The 16,464-nt window shown below is 46.9% G+C and carries 20 protein-coding genes and 1 tRNA gene; 5 read left to right on the top strand and 16 right to left on the bottom strand.

All coding sequences use genetic code 11. The features are described from left to right. Positions 1 to 15: 15 nt before the first annotated feature. From ABXJ76_RS02785 to flgB, 7 genes are all read right to left on the bottom strand, one after another. Positions 16 to 699: a flagellar basal body L-ring protein FlgH gene (locus tag ABXJ76_RS02785; RefSeq protein WP_432746422.1), complete on the bottom strand. Its 684-nt coding sequence runs from the start codon at positions 697 to 699 to the stop codon at positions 16 to 18. A gap of 18 nt (positions 700 to 717) precedes the next feature. Then, positions 718 to 1,506, bottom strand: a complete 789-nt coding sequence (flgG, locus tag ABXJ76_RS02780) for a flagellar basal-body rod protein FlgG (RefSeq protein WP_432743887.1) — start codon at positions 1,504 to 1,506, stop codon at positions 718 to 720. A gap of 196 nt (positions 1,507 to 1,702) precedes the next feature. After that, the gene (gene flgF, locus ABXJ76_RS02775) at positions 1,703 to 2,446 is read right to left on the bottom strand and encodes a flagellar basal-body rod protein FlgF (protein WP_432743885.1); all 744 of its coding nucleotides are present in this window, start codon (positions 2,444 to 2,446) and stop codon (positions 1,703 to 1,705) included. A 53-nt stretch (positions 2,447 to 2,499) separates the two neighbouring features. Beyond that, positions 2,500 to 3,891 carry a flagellar hook protein FlgE gene (gene flgE, locus ABXJ76_RS02770; protein ID WP_432743883.1) on the bottom strand — a complete coding sequence of 464 codons (1,392 nt, stop codon included), beginning with the start codon at positions 3,889 to 3,891 and terminating at the stop codon, positions 2,500 to 2,502. A 15-nt stretch (positions 3,892 to 3,906) separates the two neighbouring features. Further along, positions 3,907 to 4,590, bottom strand: a complete 684-nt coding sequence (locus ABXJ76_RS02765) for a flagellar hook assembly protein FlgD (protein WP_432743881.1) — start codon at positions 4,588 to 4,590, stop codon at positions 3,907 to 3,909. Positions 4,591 to 4,600: 10 nt separating this feature from the next. Further along, entirely contained in the window at positions 4,601 to 5,017 is a 417-nt protein-coding gene (gene flgC / locus ABXJ76_RS02760) for a flagellar basal body rod protein FlgC (RefSeq protein WP_432743880.1), read from the bottom strand. Positions 5,018 to 5,019: 2 nt separating this feature from the next. Next, positions 5,020 to 5,412, bottom strand: coding sequence for a flagellar basal body rod protein FlgB (flgB, locus tag ABXJ76_RS02755; RefSeq protein ID WP_432743878.1), 393 nt, complete (start codon positions 5,410 to 5,412; stop codon positions 5,020 to 5,022). Between the two features lie 295 nt (positions 5,413 to 5,707). On the opposite strand from flgB, the gene flgA reads away from it, so the two are divergent. From flgA to ABXJ76_RS02730, 5 genes are all read left to right on the top strand, one after another. After that, complete coding sequence (flgA, locus tag ABXJ76_RS02750) at positions 5,708 to 6,406, top strand: flagellar basal body P-ring formation chaperone FlgA (protein WP_432743876.1); 699 nt, start codon at positions 5,708 to 5,710, stop codon at positions 6,404 to 6,406. A 78-nt stretch (positions 6,407 to 6,484) separates the two neighbouring features. Further along, entirely contained in the window at positions 6,485 to 6,793 is a 309-nt protein-coding gene (flgM, locus tag ABXJ76_RS02745; RefSeq protein ID WP_432743874.1) for a flagellar biosynthesis anti-sigma factor FlgM, read from the top strand. A 2-nt stretch (positions 6,794 to 6,795) separates the two neighbouring features. Next, positions 6,796 to 7,290, top strand: coding sequence for a flagella synthesis protein FlgN (locus ABXJ76_RS02740; RefSeq protein ID WP_432743873.1), 495 nt, complete (start codon positions 6,796 to 6,798; stop codon positions 7,288 to 7,290). A 64-nt stretch (positions 7,291 to 7,354) separates the two neighbouring features. Then, positions 7,355 to 7,431: transfer RNA gene (locus tag ABXJ76_RS02735), tRNA-Arg, on the top strand. Between the two features lie 183 nt (positions 7,432 to 7,614). Next, positions 7,615 to 8,877, top strand: a complete 1,263-nt coding sequence (locus ABXJ76_RS02730) for a DEAD/DEAH box helicase (RefSeq protein ID WP_432743871.1) — start codon at positions 7,615 to 7,617, stop codon at positions 8,875 to 8,877. Between the two features lie 178 nt (positions 8,878 to 9,055). Here the strand turns inward: ABXJ76_RS02730 and dbpA are convergent, their stop codons facing one another. The 9 genes from dbpA to ffh form a co-directional block, all read right to left on the bottom strand. Next, the gene (gene dbpA, locus ABXJ76_RS02725) at positions 9,056 to 10,444 is read right to left on the bottom strand and encodes an ATP-dependent RNA helicase DbpA (protein ID WP_432743870.1); all 1,389 of its coding nucleotides are present in this window, start codon (positions 10,442 to 10,444) and stop codon (positions 9,056 to 9,058) included. A 216-nt stretch (positions 10,445 to 10,660) separates the two neighbouring features. Continuing rightward, positions 10,661 to 11,437 carry an acyl-ACP--UDP-N-acetylglucosamine O-acyltransferase gene (gene lpxA / locus ABXJ76_RS02720; RefSeq protein ID WP_432743868.1) on the bottom strand — a complete coding sequence of 259 codons (777 nt, stop codon included), beginning with the start codon at positions 11,435 to 11,437 and terminating at the stop codon, positions 10,661 to 10,663. A 5-nt stretch (positions 11,438 to 11,442) separates the two neighbouring features. Further along, positions 11,443 to 12,327: a site-specific tyrosine recombinase XerD gene (xerD, locus tag ABXJ76_RS02715; protein WP_432743867.1), complete on the bottom strand. Its 885-nt coding sequence runs from the start codon at positions 12,325 to 12,327 to the stop codon at positions 11,443 to 11,445. Then, positions 12,324 to 12,809: a methylated-DNA--[protein]-cysteine S-methyltransferase gene (locus ABXJ76_RS02710; RefSeq protein WP_432743865.1), complete on the bottom strand. Its 486-nt coding sequence runs from the start codon at positions 12,807 to 12,809 to the stop codon at positions 12,324 to 12,326. The genes xerD and ABXJ76_RS02710 overlap by 4 nt, the downstream gene beginning before the upstream one ends. A gap of 100 nt (positions 12,810 to 12,909) precedes the next feature. Next, positions 12,910 to 13,251, bottom strand: coding sequence for a 50S ribosomal protein L19 (gene rplS / locus ABXJ76_RS02705; RefSeq protein WP_305269899.1), 342 nt, complete (start codon positions 13,249 to 13,251; stop codon positions 12,910 to 12,912). Between the two features lie 14 nt (positions 13,252 to 13,265). Then, a complete protein-coding gene (gene trmD, locus ABXJ76_RS02700; protein ID WP_432743863.1) occupies positions 13,266 to 14,003 on the bottom strand; it encodes a tRNA (guanosine(37)-N1)-methyltransferase TrmD in 738 nt (245 codons plus the stop codon). A gap of 8 nt (positions 14,004 to 14,011) precedes the next feature. Next, a complete protein-coding gene (rimM, locus tag ABXJ76_RS02695; RefSeq protein WP_432743861.1) occupies positions 14,012 to 14,518 on the bottom strand; it encodes a ribosome maturation factor RimM in 507 nt (168 codons plus the stop codon). 7 nt (positions 14,519 to 14,525) lie between these two features. After that, positions 14,526 to 14,777, bottom strand: a complete 252-nt coding sequence (rpsP, locus tag ABXJ76_RS02690; RefSeq protein WP_340121031.1) for a 30S ribosomal protein S16 — start codon at positions 14,775 to 14,777, stop codon at positions 14,526 to 14,528. 259 nt (positions 14,778 to 15,036) lie between these two features. After that, entirely contained in the window at positions 15,037 to 16,398 is a 1,362-nt protein-coding gene (gene ffh / locus ABXJ76_RS02685; protein ID WP_432743859.1) for a signal recognition particle protein, read from the bottom strand. Positions 16,399 to 16,464 lie beyond the last annotated feature (66 nt).

Below are 16,464 nucleotides of genomic sequence, written 5' to 3'. Positions count from 1 at the left end.
AAAGAAATCATTGCCTTAAAGTGGAAACCAGGGGCTGTACAGAATTCTTGCCAGCCAACCCATTTTACTGGCATCGGCCATAGCGCCCTCGCCTACATACATAATAGTGACATCGGCCACTTTGTCCGAGGAGATAACATTGGCTGCGTTAATATCAACCGGCCTGACAATGCCCGACAACCTGACAAATTCATCTCCTTGATTTAAAGTGACTCTTTTCTCGCCGCGTACGCTTAAATTGCCATTCGGCAGCAGTTCAACCACGGTTACAGAGATATTGCCGCTTAAGCTGTTGGCTTGATCGGAAGTCCCCATCCCGGTAAAGCCTTTTTTCGATGCCACCTCGGTTTCAAGGTCGTTACCGGACAGCACCGATGCCGCCATACCAAACAAAGTAGGCGCAGTCACTGAGACTTGGGTGTCCTTCTTGGCCATAAGATTGTTTTTGTTTTTTGCTTGAGTAAGCTCATTGAATTGAATCGTCAGCACATCGCCTACCCTTTTTGCCGTGTGATCTTCAAACAGGCGCATATCGTAACCGGCCTGATAGATCGATCCGCTGCTTTGTACCGGCGGTCTTAAGTCGGCTGGCGCAACCGGAGCAAATGCAGGATCCCTTGACGGTATGGATGTACAAGCCTCTAGCAGCGACAGCGTGACGGCAACGATACTTAAGGAAAATCTAGGTTTTTTAGTCATCATATCGTCACCCCTAACTTATAATTGTTGCGTCACAAAGGACAGCATCTGATCGGTGGTTGAAATCGCCTTGGAGTTCATCTCATAAGCCCGTTGCGTTTCAATCATATTGACCAGTTCCTCAACGACATTGACATTGGAGGTTTCCAATGCGCCTTGAGTCAACGTCCCGTATTCCGCTTCCCCCGGCGTTCCCACTATCGGCGCGCCGCTGGCGGCAGATTCCCGATAAAGGTTTTCGCCAATGGCCTCCAACCCGGTAGGATTGATAAAGTTGGCGGTCTGTATCTGGCCCAGCACGCTCGGCACCGCAATGCCCGGTTGCAAAACGGATACCGTACCGTCAGTGCCGATAGTGACGCTCAGTGCATCTTGAGGCACGGTGATCGCAGGATTCAACGTTAATCCGCCTGAAGTAACCAACTGCCCTGTGGCGTCTAGTTTGAACGAACCATCGCGGGTATAATTGGTATCGCCGTTCGGCATTAATATTTGCAGGAACCCCCGGCCATTTATTGCCACATCCAGCGAATTTTCCGTCGGCTGAACATTGCCTTGCGTATGCAGTTTTTCAGTGGCAACCGTTCTTACACCGGTTCCTAACTGCAAACCCGTCGGCAGCTGGGTATTTTGCGTAGATTGAGCGCCGACTTGACGAATATTCTGATACATCAGGTCTTCAAAAACCGCTCGCCCTCTTTTAAACCCAGTGGTGTTGACGTTCGCCAAGTTATTGGAAATAACCGCCATTCTTGTTTGCTGGGCATCCAGACCGGATTTAGCCACCCATAATGCGCGTTCTGTCATGATAATCTCCTCAGTGCCAATTTATTGTCTTAGTTAAATATAAAGCATGATCTGTGCCATTTTTTTAGCTATCTAAAGCCCAATTCGCCGCGCAAAAAAAAGCCGAGCTTAGCTCGGCTTTTGTAAAAATAAATTCTGCTCTATCGTTCCCACGCCGGAGCGTAGGAACGATACAATTTGCAAATTTGGGTTTATCCTAGCCCATTTGCATCAACTTGGCACCCACTGCCGAGTTTTCATCGACACTCTTCATCACCTTCGTTTGCAGCTCGAAATTTCTTGCCAGCTCAATCATGTCGACCATCGCGCTAATCGCATTCACATTACTGCCTTCCAAAACGCCCTGCGCCAGCCTGACATCAGCACTGGCGACTACCGGCTTGCCATCTTTAGCATGCAACAAGCCATCATTTGATTTTTCCAGGTTATCCGTCTCTATCTTAACCAGCTTGATACGGCCAACTTCCACCTGTGTAGTCGCGTTACCCGAACCCAATGGAATAATGCTGATCGTACCGTCACTGCCTATGGTCAGTTTTTCTGCCGGCTGAATGGTGATAGGCCCATCCTGCCCCAGCACTTGCAAACCCGCTCCGGTCTGCAATAAACCTTCCGGAGTAACCCGCAGATCACCGGCGCGCGTATAAGCTTCCTTACCATCAGTTCCCTGAACGGCAAAATAACCCTCACCGTTAATAGCCACATCCAAATCGCCGCCTGTCGTCTGCATGCCGCCCTGAGAAAGATCGACCCCCGGCTCTTCATTCATCGCATAAACCCGGGTAGGAAAGCCGACACCCAGCACAGGCCTACTGCGGAACTGCTCCAAATCTGATTTAAAACCGGTCGTCTGCGCATTCGCCAAATTATTGGCATTTACCGTTTGCGCCATGAGCGTCTGCTTGGCGCCGCTCATGGCAATATATAAACTACGATCCATAACAGCTCTCCTTTAGCTTAAAACCAGATATAAGCAAACATTACTCCAGTAAATTACGCATTCAGAATAGTTTGTATCAAGGTTTTTTCGGTGGTGATGGTCTGAGAGTTAGCCTGATAAGCCTGCTGTGCAATAATCAACTTAACCAACTGCTCAGATAAATCCACATTGGAACCTTCCAACGCTGACGATTGAATCCCGCCAAAATTATTATCGCCGGCCGCGCCAAAAATAGGCGCTCCGGAAGTTGATGTCGTTGCCCAGGAAGTATCGCCTAATTTTGCCAGCGCTTGATTACTTGGAAATCGGGCCAAAGCCACCTGCCCTAAAGCCTTGGAGCCGCCATTACTGTACCTTGCAAATACCACTCCTGTGGCATCGACATCAATGCCGGTCAAATTACCGGCCGGTAAGCCATCCTGATCCAAGCCATTAACGCTAAAAGGCGTGGCGAACTGGGTCGTGCCAAAAAAATCGATATCAAAAGCCATATCGTCAACTTTTAGATTAGGATCGATACCCGATAAATCAATAGCCCCAAAATCCACACTGGTAGCAGCAACGCCGGCCACGGTATTAAGCAATCCCGTCGGAGTAAAAGTTAACGGTATCGCTGCCCCTGGTTGATTTGGCGTTCCCGCCGCCGGAGGAACCCCCGCACCCACCACTGTCGATGCGGGCGCGACTCCTGGCGGCACCGCAGGCCCCCCTGTAGTAATACCATAATCATCGATAAACAAATAAGCATCCCATTCGTTAGCCACCGCCGTTTTTACATAATAGGTTGAAGCGATATGCGCATTACCCTGAATATCATAAGTGGTGATCGATGTCGTATTGTTATAGGACAAAGGGTCGGTAGGATCAAACGCTGCCGTTGGCGGCACTGCGGCAGCCCCGTTAATATTCAATTTCATATTGATATTTTCGGTAGCGTTGGGCAAACCCTGAGCGGTATCAATGGTCAACGGCGTAAAAACACCGACACTAAAACCCTCCGCTGCGCTAGTGCCGTTAGCGGCAAAAGCCAATAAATACTGGCCTTTGTCATTAACCACATTGCCTGCACTGTCTAACTGAAACGCGCCATTGCGGGTATAGGCGGTGGGTACCGAAGGATCCACAGGGTTATTCGGATTATTTTTGTCAGGAAGATTCACCGTATCCGCCAAGACAAAAAAACCATTGCCACTGACGGCCAAATCAAGGCTGTTTTGAGTGGACTCGATATTGCCCTGATTAAATTGCTGAGCCACTTCGGTGACCTTTACCCCAGAACCTGGTTGCGTCTTACTGACGCCACCGATACTGGACGCATAGACATCAGCGAATTCCGCCCGTGATTCTTTAAAACCGGTAGTTTGCGAGTTGGCAATATTATTGCCGGTTACCTGCAAACTTGTTGATGCGGCTTTTAAGCCGCTTAATGCTGTTGCAAAACCCATGTTACACCTCCAGTCCTAAAGAATTTGTTTGATCTGATTAAAAGCAACGCTGTCCAATCCGGTCAGGTTAACTTTCATTCCCGTAGTGCCGCTAGCCATGCTGACGCTATCAACCCGCGAATTAATATCTGTTTCCAATACGGTATTTTTGCCGTCGATACTCGCCGTTGCTTCTATTTTATAGACGCCGGGATTGGCCATGACGCCATTTGAATTCAGGCCATCCCAGACAAAAGGTATTTTTCCCGCGCTATGACTGCCCATATCGACATTTTGTACCAACTCTCCGCTAGCGGCATTGGTTACTTTGACCTTAATATTGGTGACGCTGTCGGTTAAATTAATATTACCGGATATATCGCCCCCGACTGCCAACAGCCCTTTCGTGCCTAGTGCAGATACTTGTCGCCCAACCAAACTGGTTGCCTGCAAGGCCTGACTGGAGTTGATTGAACCGGCAAAATCACCAAATGACTTTTGCAAGTCCTGAATACCCGATACCGTTCCAAACTGCGCCATTTGCGACAAAAAATCACCGTTTTCCATCGGTTTGGTCGGGTCTTGATGCGTCATCTGCGTGGTCATTAACTTTAAAAACTGCTCCTGTCCTAATGACGTTTTTTTAGGTGTTGCCGCCGATTCTGATTTAGCGGTGACGGTTAAATTGCTGTATGGATTTACTGCGCCTTGAATAGCCATTTTTATCTCCCTACTGTCCCATTTTTAAGGTCTGAAGCATCATCTGCTTTGCCGTATTCAACACTTCGACATTATTTTGGTAAGAGCGTGATGCCGACATCATATTGGCCATTTCTTCGACCGTATTCACATTCGATTTGAAGATATAGCCGTCTTTATCGGCCATAGGATGACTCGGGGAATACTCCATAATAGGAGCCTCTTGGCTCTCGACTACGCCCAGCACATTGACCTTACTGGTGGCATTATGCTTGTTCATCGCATTATTTAATTCAGCGGCAAATACCGGCTGCCTGGATTTGTATGCCTCCGCCGCACTGCTGCTGACACTGTTCGCATTGGATATATTGCTTGCGACCAGATTCAGCCTTAACGACTGAGCATTCATGCCGCTGCCGGCAATATCGAATATACTTAAAGCAGCCATGACTATTGCCCTCTCAAAGCGGCCATCAGGCCGGAAAACTTACCATTAATAAACTGTAGGCTAGCTTGATATTGCACCGCATTTTCAGCGTATTTAGCCTGTTCAACATGCGCTTCGACGGTATTACCATCTAATGACACCTGACTGGGATTCCGATACATGACATTAGCGCCAAATACTTGTTGCTGCGGTGTAATATGCCCGGCATGGGTACGCTCCATGCTTGCGCCTGAAGCCAAGCTTTGTTTCAAAACCGACTTAAAATCCAGATCACGAGCTTTAAAGTTGGGCGTATCTGCATTGGCTAAATTAGCCGCCAGTATCTCACCTCGTTTTTCTCGAAAAGCCAGGGCCTTAGGTTCAATGCCAAGCGCTGTGTCAAAATTAATAGCCATGATAGTTGCCTCACTGATTACTGATACAAAAACAATAGCACAGCATATGCCAAAAACACACAATACGATTTAAATCAATTAGCTATGATTTTTTAAAATTATTTGCCACTACTCGGCAACTGATTAGGATTAGAATACTTTTAAATGACCCGGCAAAAAGTAGCCGCTGCCAAGTAAGCAGCCAATTAATCGACTTGCAGTCCAAATAACATGTCAATAAATTGGCTGCTTTATCAAACAAGCTGATTTTAATCATACCTAGTCACCTGACCACGTCATAAAACAAAGTTCTACAATGATAAAAAAAACACCTCTTTTTTTGGCATTACTCTTTATCTTTTTCGCCCCGGCCCATGCAGAACAAGGTTCGCAATCTCACGAATCTATTGGTGAAGCCGTTAACGATTATATTGCACAAAATATAAACCTCCCGGGAGAATACGAAGTCAGTCTGGTTCCATTGGACAGTCGCTTAAATTTACCTCAATGCATCGATCCGCTGGAGGCATACACAACCAACAATCTCATTAAGGCAGGCAGAACCGCTATCGGCGTACGCTGTAACACAGGAAAAAAATGGTCGATTTTTACTTCTGCGATCATCAAGACTTATCAAATGGTCGTCGTCCTATCTCACCCGATACAACGCGGTGACATCATTACCCGGCAACATCTTGCTATCGAAAAAAGAGAAGTATCTAGCCTCAGAGAAGATTTTGCCACTCAACTGGAACAAGTTGAAAACAAACAGGTCACGCGCCAACTTAATAGCGGAACCATTCTCAGCCTGAGAAACCTTGCCGAACCCAAGCTTATCAAAAGAGGGGATAAAGTTGTTATCAGCTCAACAAAACCGAATTTTTCTATTAAGATGAGCGGGGTAGCAATGATGGACGGCACTAAAGGGCAACTCATCAGAATTAAAAATCAGAACTCAGGACGCCTGATTAATGCCACCGTTATCGAGCCTGGATTAGTCTCCGTTAATGACTAAACGCACAGAAAATCGTTAAAGTTTTTTACCGTTCTGCCGATACAAATTTCAAATGAAAAAATTATTAAGGAATTTATCATGGCTATCGAGATAAACGGCAGAATGAACAGTCCGGTGCCGCTCAAAACGCCCTCGAAAACGGGAGTCGATAGCGGGCAAAAAGTTGCTGTTCCCCCTACAAAAAAAGACGACAGTGTTGCACTGACGAACGCAACACAAGAAATAAAAAAGACCTTTGGCTCATCTTCTGCAGTGCCCATAGATATTGACAAAGTCAACTCGATAAAAAAAGCGCTTGCTGACGGAAGTTATCAGGTAGATGCGGAGAAAGTTGCCAAGAAAATGCTTCAACTTGAGAAATTAATGCCTCAAGAAAATAGTGCATAGCCATGATACAAAAAACATACCCCATTACCGAACAACTCATCCTTAATGCACTGCAATTGGCGCAGCAGCTTCATCAGGAACTCAATCGGGAACTTGATGCCTTAAAAAAAACGCAGCAAGCTGCATTAATTAATACTATCGCAGCCAGCAAAAAGCAATTGGTTGTGCAATTGGAACAGTTCAATGCGCAACTCGCTCAAGTCTTGGCAACCGAAAAGCTGCCTAATGATCAAAAAAGTATCAGTGAATATTTTAAGCGGGCTGAAACAGCTGGCCTGTTAACCGCCGAATCCATTAGCAACTGGGCGCAGCTAATGCTTGTCTGCGCAGAATGCAAAAGCTTGAATGAACAAAACGGTGCCGGCATTGATCTTTTATCTCGCCACACCAAACGCTCACTGGATATTTTAAAAGGCAAGCCGGAATTCGCAAATACTTACGGTTCCGATGGCTCAGCCAAGAGTGACCGGTATTCCCACACCTTAATTTCGGTATAATCACTTAGCCCGCACAGAACAAATGAATTAAATAACCATCTATGGTAGAATTCATTCTGTTTTTGCCCCGATAGCTCAGCTGGATAGAGCGGTCCCCTCCTAAGGGACAGGCCGGTGGTTCAAATCCGCCTCGGGGCACCATTCATATCAACGACTTACACTCGCCTACCCGCGACAAGACATTCCATCTCTATCAAAACGCCAATATTACCGCAATAAACTTAACCATCATTCATTGCCGCGTTTTTTTAATAAGCCCTACACTGTTTTCACCAAGCTGTAAGACGTTTGTCAACAGCAACCTTTTATTGAGACCCTAAAAATATGCCATTTACCACCCTCGGTTTATCTGATCCACTGTTGCGTGCCATTGCTGATGCCGGCTATACCACGCCGTCCCCCATTCAGGCACAAGCCATTCCAGCCGTTTTAGGCGGCCATGATGTGTTGGCGGCCGCACAGACTGGAACCGGTAAAACAGCAGGATTTACCCTGCCCATTCTGCACCGCTTATCGCAAAAGGCTTACGGCAATAACCGTCCAGTCAGGGTATTGATACTGACACCAACCAGAGAACTTGCTGCGCAAATAGGCGAATCGGTAAACAAGTATGGGGCGCATCTGCATCCCCGTTTAAAATCCGAAGTCGTTTTTGGCGGGGTAAAAATCAACCCGCAGATGATGAAATTAAGAGGCGGCGTAGATATACTAGTGGCCACGCCAGGCCGACTTTTAGATCTGGTTAATCAGAATGCGGTAAAACTCGATCAAGTAGAAACACTGATACTCGACGAAGCCGACCGCATGCTCGATATGGGTTTTATTCGGGATATTCGCAAAATTATTGCCTTCCTGCCGAAAAAGCGCCAAAACCTGCTGTTTTCGGCAACCTTTTCAGAAGATATCCGCAAGCTCACCACAGGGCTTCTGGTCAACCCAATTAAAATCGAAGTCGCCGCGCGTAACACCGCTGCAGAACTGGTTGACCAAGTCGCTTACCTGGTTAATAAAGCCAACAAAACCGAACTGCTCTGCCACCTGATAAAAGAAAATAATTGGCAACAGGTTTTGGTATTCACTACGACCAAACATGGCGCCAATCGACTCACCGAAAAACTCAACAAAGTTGACATTAAGGCAGCCGCCATACACGGCAACAAAAGCCAGGGCGCCAGAACCAGTGCATTATCAGGCTTTAAAGCCGGTGAAATCAGGGTGTTGGTGGCGACCGACGTGGCGGCACGCGGCATTGATATCAACCTGCTGCCGCATGTGGTCAATTTTGAACTGCCCAGAGCGCCGGAAGATTACGTCCATAGAATTGGTCGTACCGGACGTGCCGGCGAAGAAGGTCAAGCCATATCGCTGGTATCCCATGATGAATACAGCTTCTTGCGCTTGGTTGAAAAACTGATCGGGAAAGAGATTAAACGCGAACAAATTGTCGGCTTTGAAGCCTCCGCAGTGGCTCCGCCGATGCCGCCAGAGGAACCGCGCGGCCCACGCCCGACCAGAAACTCAAATCAAGCGCGTAAGCCGGCCGGTGGCAATCAGTCCAGAAATAAGCCTCGGACAAGAAGCGCTTAGATTATCGAGCTACTTGGCGACAGCCGGACGGGAGACTGTTGCCCCGTCCGAAACGTTTCGTGCGCTGACCGTCCCTTGCCGCATCACTCAAGCTAGCAAAACGTTAAGAACGGGGTTGCAAACCCCGTCCCGCTTAGGAAATACCGTTAAAAGGGCGACCGGCAAGTCACCCTTTCGCTTATCCCCACTGGGACTTACGAACGTTAAAATTGCGTCCCTTTATTTTCCCGTTTCTCAAGCAAGCCAAGGCCTTATCAACACTGCCATGCTTGATAGCCACGTAAGCATGGGCATCGAAAATATCGATTTTACCGACTTCACTGCCCGCAATTCCCGAATCACCCGTTAACGCACCGAGTATATCTCCCGGACGCACTTTATTTTTTCGCCCGCCGTCTATCCACAAGGTCACCATCGGCGGCTCAAAGCGCTGTTCGTAACCCATCTGAAAAGGCGCAACTTCGTCCCACTTAACCGGAATAGCTTGATACTCCTCAATCGCTTTAACCCGGTTTAATTCCTGTTCCGTGCATAAGCTAAGCGCCAAGCCCTTGTTACCGGCGCGGCCGGTACGCCCAATCCGGTGTACATAAATTTCAGGATCCCAAGGCAATTCGTAATTGATCACCGCTTGCATATCCTTAATATCCAGGCCTCGCGCAGCCACATCGGTCGCTACCAAAACAGAGCAGCTCTTATTGGAAAAACGCACCAATACCTGATCCCGATGCTTTTGCTCTAAATCGCCATGCAAGGCCTGAACCGAAAAACCGCTGTTTTCAAGCGAACTTGCCACATCCTGGCAATCCCGTTTGGTATTGCAAAAGACCACGGCTGATTCAGGCCGATAGTAAGATAAAAGATAACCCAGCGCGCTGATCCGTTTAGACTTTTCTACTTGGTAAAAACGCTGCTCAATATCGCTGTCATGGTGACTGCTCTCAATACTGACGGAAACCGGCTTAAACTGAAATTTCTGGCTTATTTCCCGAATAGGATCGGTATACGTCGCTGAAAACAGCAAGGTTTGCCGGTGCGTCGGCGCGTAGGAAACCACATCGGAAATCGCCTCTTCAAAGCCCATATCCAGCATCCGGTCGGCCTCATCCAGCACCAGCACCTTGAGATTGCTTAAGCGTAAGCTGCGTTTGCGCAGATGTTCCTGCAACCGGCCCGGCGTGCCGACCACTACATGAACGCCATGTTCCAGAGAACCCAGCTGCGGCCCGAAAGGTACGCCGCCGCACAAGGTCAATACCTTAATATTTTGCGTGAATCGCGCTAAGCGCCGAATCTCTTTGCCGACCTGATCGGCAAGCTCACGGGTTGGGCAAACAACCATCGCCTGAACTCTAAAGCTGTTCAAATCCAACTTGGATAATAGACCAATACCAAATGCAGCGGTTTTTCCACTGCCGGTCTTAGCCTGCGCAATCACGTCCCTGCCCTCAAGAATATGCGGCAGACTCTCTGCTTGAATGGGCGTTAGGTGGGTATAACCCAGGGATTCAATGTTTTCAAGCAAGGCGGGTTTTAAAGCTAGGGATGAAAATTTGGCAGTACTCACTAAGGACTCTTTATGTTGACGTGAACGGCGGCGAAGTGCCGTAATTCAATCGCTTATGATACCAGATACTGGAAATTTAAGCCGGACAAGGTTGATTTTTCAGCATCCATCATTAGCCGCAGACTGAATCGACGTTTCCACATTGAAGAGGTATCAGCGATTGAAATCTTCATCCGGCTTGAAATCTTATACGGGCAAAAAAAAGCGCTGCTCACCCTACTTTTTCGACACATCAACAAAGCCATGCACGCCGCGCTTGGACTTAACGGCCAGCCAGTCTTTCAATTGCTTTAATTCTTCCGTTTCTTCCAAGTCATCCAGGCTTTGTTTGTTCTTTAACAGGCGAAATGCCGCCGACAGCACGTTATAGCGCTCTCCGGTAATGCCTGCACGTCTTAATCCTACGGTGTTTAACTTATAATGCCGCGCGGGACGCCCGCCAATCAGCATAAAGGGAATAACATCCATATTAAGACCGGTTGTGCCCTGCACTATCGCGAATGAGCCGATCCGGCAAAACTGGTGCGCAACCACTGCCCCGCCGATAAAAACATTATTGCCGACTTCGACAAATCCGCCGATCGCGACATTATTGGCAAATATGGTGTTATTACCGACTATACAGTCATGCGCGACATGACTGTTGTTCATAAAGAAACAACCTGAACCAATATGTGTCTCGGCATGTTCTTTAGAGGCTCGGTGTGCAGTAAAGCCCTCTCGAAAAACATTATTGTCACCGCAGATAAGCCAGGAAACCGTTTCAGCTTTAAAGCCGGTATCTTGCGGCAATCCGCCTAACACCGCATGCGGATGTAAAATATTGTCGTCACCCATTTTCACATGACTGTGCACCACAGCATGAGCGCCGACCTGACAGTTAGCACCCATTTGAGCACCTGTCTCAATAACGGCAAAAGGCCCTACCGTCACATTGTCTCCCAGCGATACATCCGGTGCTATGTAAGCGGTCGGGTGAATATTTTGAGTCATCTTAGCTATCCTCTTGGATGATATTTTGCATGTAATTCTTTGAGTCTTTCGCGGGCAATATGGGTATAAATTTGCGTGGTGGATAAATCCGAATGCCCGAGCAATAGTTGTACCACGCGCAAATCCGCGCCATGATTTAACAAATGGGTAGCGAAAGCATGTCTTAAGGTATGCGGCGACAGTTCTTTGTTGATGCCGGCTTTTTTTGCATGACGTTTGATAATATGCCAAAAAGCCTGCCTAGTCATGCCGTCGGCCCGATTGGTGACAAACAAATAATCGCATTGGCGCTCACCAAGTAGGATCTTTCTCGCTTGACTCATATAATCCTCCAGCCAGCTCATGGCTTCTTCGCCGACCGGCACCAGTCGCTCTTTGTTGCCTTTGCCGATAATTCTGACCACACCTTGCCTAAAACTGATCTGCTCAAACTTTAAATTGACCAGTTCCGACACCCTAAGTCCTGTGGCATAAAGCATTTCCAGCATAGCTCTATCCCTAAAACCCAAGGTATTGGTGACTTCCGGCGCTGCCAACAATAATTCGACATCCTTTTCAGAGAGCGATGTGGGCAATAGTTGACCAATATGAGGCGATTCTATCAAGGCGGTGGGGTCGACTTTGATGCTATTTTCTCGGATATAATAGCCATAGAACCGTCGAAGACTGGACAAGATGCGCGCAGTAGATCGGTTGCCTATGCCGTCTTTATAGCGGCTGGCAAGAAAACTTGATAACTCTCCACCATCAACGTCGAGCATAGGCTTTTCTGCCAACCATTTGGCAAAAATTCTCAAATCACTACCATAGGCTGAAAGCGTATTCTCGCTCAAGCCCTGCTCTACCCAAACAGCATCAAGAAATTGGTCGATCAACACAGCTGCATTCATTTTTTATAGTTTGCTTCAAATTCCAGTAATTTGTGTTTTATAGCCATAAAATCACCCTCAGTTTGCCCGCAATAGCCGCCCATACCGGAAACAGAAACCACCCGATGACAGGGAATAAATAAAGCATAAGGATTGTCTCTACACGCATTACCGACCGCACGTGCAGAAGAACCTATTTTTTTTGCCAATGCAGAATAAGTCAGGGTTTCGCCAAAGGGTATCTGGCAAAGCGCAGCCCAGACCTGGTTTCTATATACACTGCCTTGTTTTAACAATTTAATATTAATGCGATTATCGACATGCTGCCAATACGAGTTTAATTCATGCTCACCGGTCAGACTCAGGTAATCACCCAATTCCCAATCAGTTTTGATGATCACACCCTGTTGATAATATAAAGCCAGTCGTCCTGCCGGAGTCTGAAGTCTCACAACTTCCTCAGATCCCGAACAGTTTTCCACCCACTGAATTATAAATGGCATTCAATAAACCTTGAATCTAAGTTTTAATTATTCGATAAAAGATTAGCCATAAAAAAAGGCAGCTCAAAGCTGCCTTTTTATCTCGCGTAAAAACGCCTGATTAAAGTTTTTCTTTAATACGAGCCGCTTTACCAGTCAGGTCACGCAAGTAATACAACTTGGCACGACGTACATCGCCGCGACGCTTAACATTGATCTCGCTAATGATAGGGCTGTGCGTTTGAAATACACGCTCAACACCAGTACCGTGAGAAATTTTTCTTACTGTGAAAGCTGAGTTTAATCCGCGATTACGTTTTGCAATCACGATACCTTCAAAAGCCTGAATTCTTTCACGCTCGCCTTCTTTTACCTTAACCTGCACAACAACCGTGTCACCTGGACCAAAGTCAGGAATCTGTTTCAGTTGTTCTGCTTCCAATTCATCAATAATATTGCTCATTACCACACCTTAATTTAAACCAACTCCACAATAAATTCTCTAAGCAAATTTTCCTGCTCTGCACTCAAATTCTTTTTTTCCAGCAAATCCGGCCGTTTCTGCCAAGTTCTACCTAAAGCCTGCTTCATTCGCCAGCGAGCTATATCCGCATGATTACCACCTAATAAAACCGTCGGCACCGAACGTCCTTCAATTTGTTCAGGCCTAGTAAAGTGAGGGCAATCTAGCAAACCGTCGCTGTGAGAGTCCTGCTGGGCAGAGCCTTCATCGCCAAGCACACCCGGCAATAAACGCGTTATTGCATCAATGACTACCAAGGCTGCAAGTTCGCCGCCACTGATAACATAGTCGCCGATAGACCATTCATCGGCGCAATCCAACTCGACAAAACGTTCATCAATACCTTCATAACGCCCCGCAACTAAAATTAATTGCGTTTCATTACAAGCTTCTGACAACAAAGCCTGAGTAATCGGCTTGCCTTGCGGACTCAAATAAACCACTTTAGCGGTTTTTTCGCCAGCCTGTTTTGCATCATTAACCGCATCATGCAAGGGCTGATATTTCATGACCATACCAGGACCGCCGCCGTAAGGCCGATCATCAACAGTTCTGTGTCTATCCACGGTATAGTCCCGAGGATTCCATACCGACAAACTGACGATGTTGCGTTCGATTGCCCTGCCGGTTACGCCGCAACCCGCAGCCGCCACCACCATTTCTGGAAATAAGGTTACAACATCAAAACGCATGACAGCAATTAAAACTCAGGATCCCAGTCGACAATAATTTTACCTGCAACCAGATCAACGCTAATTATCGTTTGTCCCTGTAAAAACGGAATAACCCGTTCTCGCTCTCCCTGAACAATGATCACATCATTAGCGCCTGTTTCCAGCAGACTATCAACCAGACCTAGCTGAACACCATCAACGGTTTCAACATGCAAACCCATCAAATCAGACCAGTAATATTCATCTTTAGCAGCGTTAGGCAATTGCTCTTGGGTTATGAAAATATCCCAACCCATCAGACTTTCTGCTTGATTTCTATCATTAACACCCGTCAACTGAGCGACTATGGTCTTACCTTGCAGCTGCCCGTCAACAACACTAACCGTTTTTGTTTCATCGTCTTTTTTCAACAACCAGGGGGAATAAGTTAAAATATTTTCCCTCGGATCAGTAAAGGAAAATACCTTAACCCATCCCTTTATACCAAAAACGCCGGAAATTTTTCCGACACTTATATGCTGTTGCTTTGACAATTTAGGTTTATGCCGCCGCTTTACGTGCGTCTTTAATCAATTTTGCAACACGCTCAGAAGGCTGTGCGCCATTGGCTTTCCAATGATCAACACGGTCGCAATCTAAACGCAATTTTTCTTCATTACCACGCGCTAACGGGTTAAAAAAACCAAGACGTTCGATATAACGACCATCACGACCGCTTCTGCTATCGGTTACAACAACGTGGTAGAAAGGACGATTTTTCGCGCCACCTCTAGAAAGACGAATGGTTACCATCAAAGCTCCTCAAAAACAATTAATCAAAATTTAATCGACTTATTTTACGCGATTTTCTATACAAGTAAAGAACAACACGCACTTCATTTAATTCATGGAACGCAGGTGCCAAAAGTAGGCGCCTCTACGACTGCATGGACAGGAAATGATCCCGTTATTTCTCTGCATTTCCCACATCCATGTGTTTTATGTAGAGGTGCTTAGCATGAGCCGGATGCATCAGCGCTTTGTTTTTTGCTGCTGATTAGCCACCAAAAAACTACCTTCTCATACTCATGCCGCGCACATTATTTTTTATGCCCCGCATCATATTGGTCATGTTGCCTGTTTTGAAACGCTTCATCATTTTCTGCATCATCATAAACTGCTTCAAGATGCGATTAACATCCGATAATTGTTGTCCGCAACCATCGGCAATACGTTTCTTGCGGCCGCCTTTAATCAAATCAGGATAACGTCGCTCCTTCATGGTCATGGAATTAATCACCCCAATCTGACGCGATAATTCCTTATCATTAACCTTATCTCTCATTTCCTGCGGAATGTCATTCATACCCGGCAATTTATCCAGCATGGAACCGACCCCGCCCATATTCTGCATTTGCAGCAACTGCTCACGAAAATCCTCCAGATCAAAGGCCTTACCCTTTTGCAGCTTTTTGACCAGCTTCTCAGCCTTTTCTTTATCAACCTTCTGTTCGATCTCTTCAATCAGGCCCAACACATCGCCCATACCCAAGATACGGGAGGCGATACGATCCGGGTAGAAAGGCTCCAAAGCATCGGTTTTTTCGCCCATGCCGATAAACTTGATCGGCTTGCCGGTAATATGGCGTATAGACAACGCCGCACCGCCCCGCGCATCGCCATCCGCCTTGGTCAGGATAATCCCGGTCAACGGCAAGGCATCATTAAAGGCTTTGGCAGTAATCGCAGCATCCTGCCCGGTCATGCTATCAACCACAAACAAGGTTTCGATAGGATTGATGGCCGCATGCAATTCCTTAATCTCCCCCATCATCTCATCATCAATATGCAGACGACCTGCGGTATCGATAATAATGACATCGAGAAACTTTCTCTTGGCCGCTTCAATCGCGTTTTTAGCAATATCTACCGGTTTTTGCGACACATCACTGTCAAAAAAGTCCAAAGAAACCTCATTTGCCAGCATCTGCAATTGCTTAATAGCCGCAGGCCGATAAACGTCAGTACTGACCACGCCGACTTTTTTCTTTTGATTTTCTTTGAGCCAGCGGCCTAATTTAGCCACCGTCGTCGTTTTACCAGCGCCCTGCAAACCGGCCATTAAAATAATCGCAGGCGGAACCGCGTTGAGATTCAACTTTTCGTTGGCCTCACCCATTACCGTAACCAGTTCAGCCTGAACCAACTTGATCAGAGACTGCCCGGGCGAAAGACTGGACTGAACTTCTTGGCCTAACGCACCTATCTTGATACGTTCAATAAAGTCCGTAACCACCGGCAAAGCGACATCAGCCTCAAGCAAAGCCATACGCACTTCGCGCAGGGTGTCCTTGATATTGCCTTCAGTCAAGCGCCCCTGACCCTTAATTTTTTTAAGCGTGCTACTTAATCGATCGGTTAAATTATCAAACATATCAGTGTCTTTATTAATCTTTAAGGAAACCACTCACTAACACAAATGCGCTAGGACTATTTAGCG

It is taken from the genome of Methylobacter arcticus (genome assembly GCF_050917435.1).
GTDB lineage: Bacteria > Pseudomonadota > Gammaproteobacteria > Methylococcales > Methylomonadaceae > Methylobacter_A > Methylobacter_A titanis.
Note: the sequence above shows the minus strand (reverse complement) of the source record. Positions and strands in the feature narration are given on the sequence as shown.

Bases quoted from the DNA above. Each gene is read 5' to 3' on its own strand.
- ABXJ76_RS02710 (WP_432743865.1), bottom strand. From the start codon at position 12,809: ATGCCATTTATAATTCAGTGGGTGGAAAACTGTTCGGGATCTGAGGAA.
- ABXJ76_RS02730 (WP_432743871.1), top strand. From the start codon at position 7,615: ATGCCATTTACCACCCTCGGTTTATCTGATCCACTGTTGCGTGCCATT.
- flgB (WP_432743878.1), bottom strand. From the start codon at position 5,412: ATGGCTATTAATTTTGACACAGCGCTTGGCATTGAACCTAAGGCCCTG.
- xerD (WP_432743867.1), bottom strand. From the start codon at position 12,327: ATGAATGCAGCTGTGTTGATCGACCAATTTCTTGATGCTGTTTGGGTA.
- rplS (WP_305269899.1), bottom strand. From the start codon at position 13,251: ATGAGCAATATTATTGATGAATTGGAAGCAGAACAACTGAAACAGATT.
- ABXJ76_RS02740 (WP_432743873.1), top strand. From the start codon at position 6,796: ATGATACAAAAAACATACCCCATTACCGAACAACTCATCCTTAATGCA.
- flgM (WP_432743874.1), top strand. From the start codon at position 6,485: ATGGCTATCGAGATAAACGGCAGAATGAACAGTCCGGTGCCGCTCAAA.
- flgA (WP_432743876.1), top strand. From the start codon at position 5,708: ATGATAAAAAAAACACCTCTTTTTTTGGCATTACTCTTTATCTTTTTC.
- ABXJ76_RS02785 (WP_432746422.1), bottom strand. From the start codon at position 699: ATGACTAAAAAACCTAGATTTTCCTTAAGTATCGTTGCCGTCACGCTG.
- trmD (WP_432743863.1), bottom strand. From the start codon at position 14,003: ATGCGTTTTGATGTTGTAACCTTATTTCCAGAAATGGTGGTGGCGGCT.
- rpsP (WP_340121031.1), bottom strand. From the start codon at position 14,777: ATGGTAACCATTCGTCTTTCTAGAGGTGGCGCGAAAAATCGTCCTTTC.
- ffh (WP_432743859.1), bottom strand. From the start codon at position 16,398: ATGTTTGATAATTTAACCGATCGATTAAGTAGCACGCTTAAAAAAATT.
- flgE (WP_432743883.1), bottom strand. From the start codon at position 3,891: ATGGGTTTTGCAACAGCATTAAGCGGCTTAAAAGCCGCATCAACAAGT.
- flgG (WP_432743887.1), bottom strand. From the start codon at position 1,506: ATGACAGAACGCGCATTATGGGTGGCTAAATCCGGTCTGGATGCCCAG.
- flgF (WP_432743885.1), bottom strand. From the start codon at position 2,446: ATGGATCGTAGTTTATATATTGCCATGAGCGGCGCCAAGCAGACGCTC.
- flgC (WP_432743880.1), bottom strand. From the start codon at position 5,017: ATGGCTGCTTTAAGTATATTCGATATTGCCGGCAGCGGCATGAATGCT.
- ABXJ76_RS02765 (WP_432743881.1), bottom strand. From the start codon at position 4,590: ATGGCTATTCAAGGCGCAGTAAATCCATACAGCAATTTAACCGTCACC.
- lpxA (WP_432743868.1), bottom strand. From the start codon at position 11,437: ATGACTCAAAATATTCACCCGACCGCTTACATAGCACCGGATGTATCG.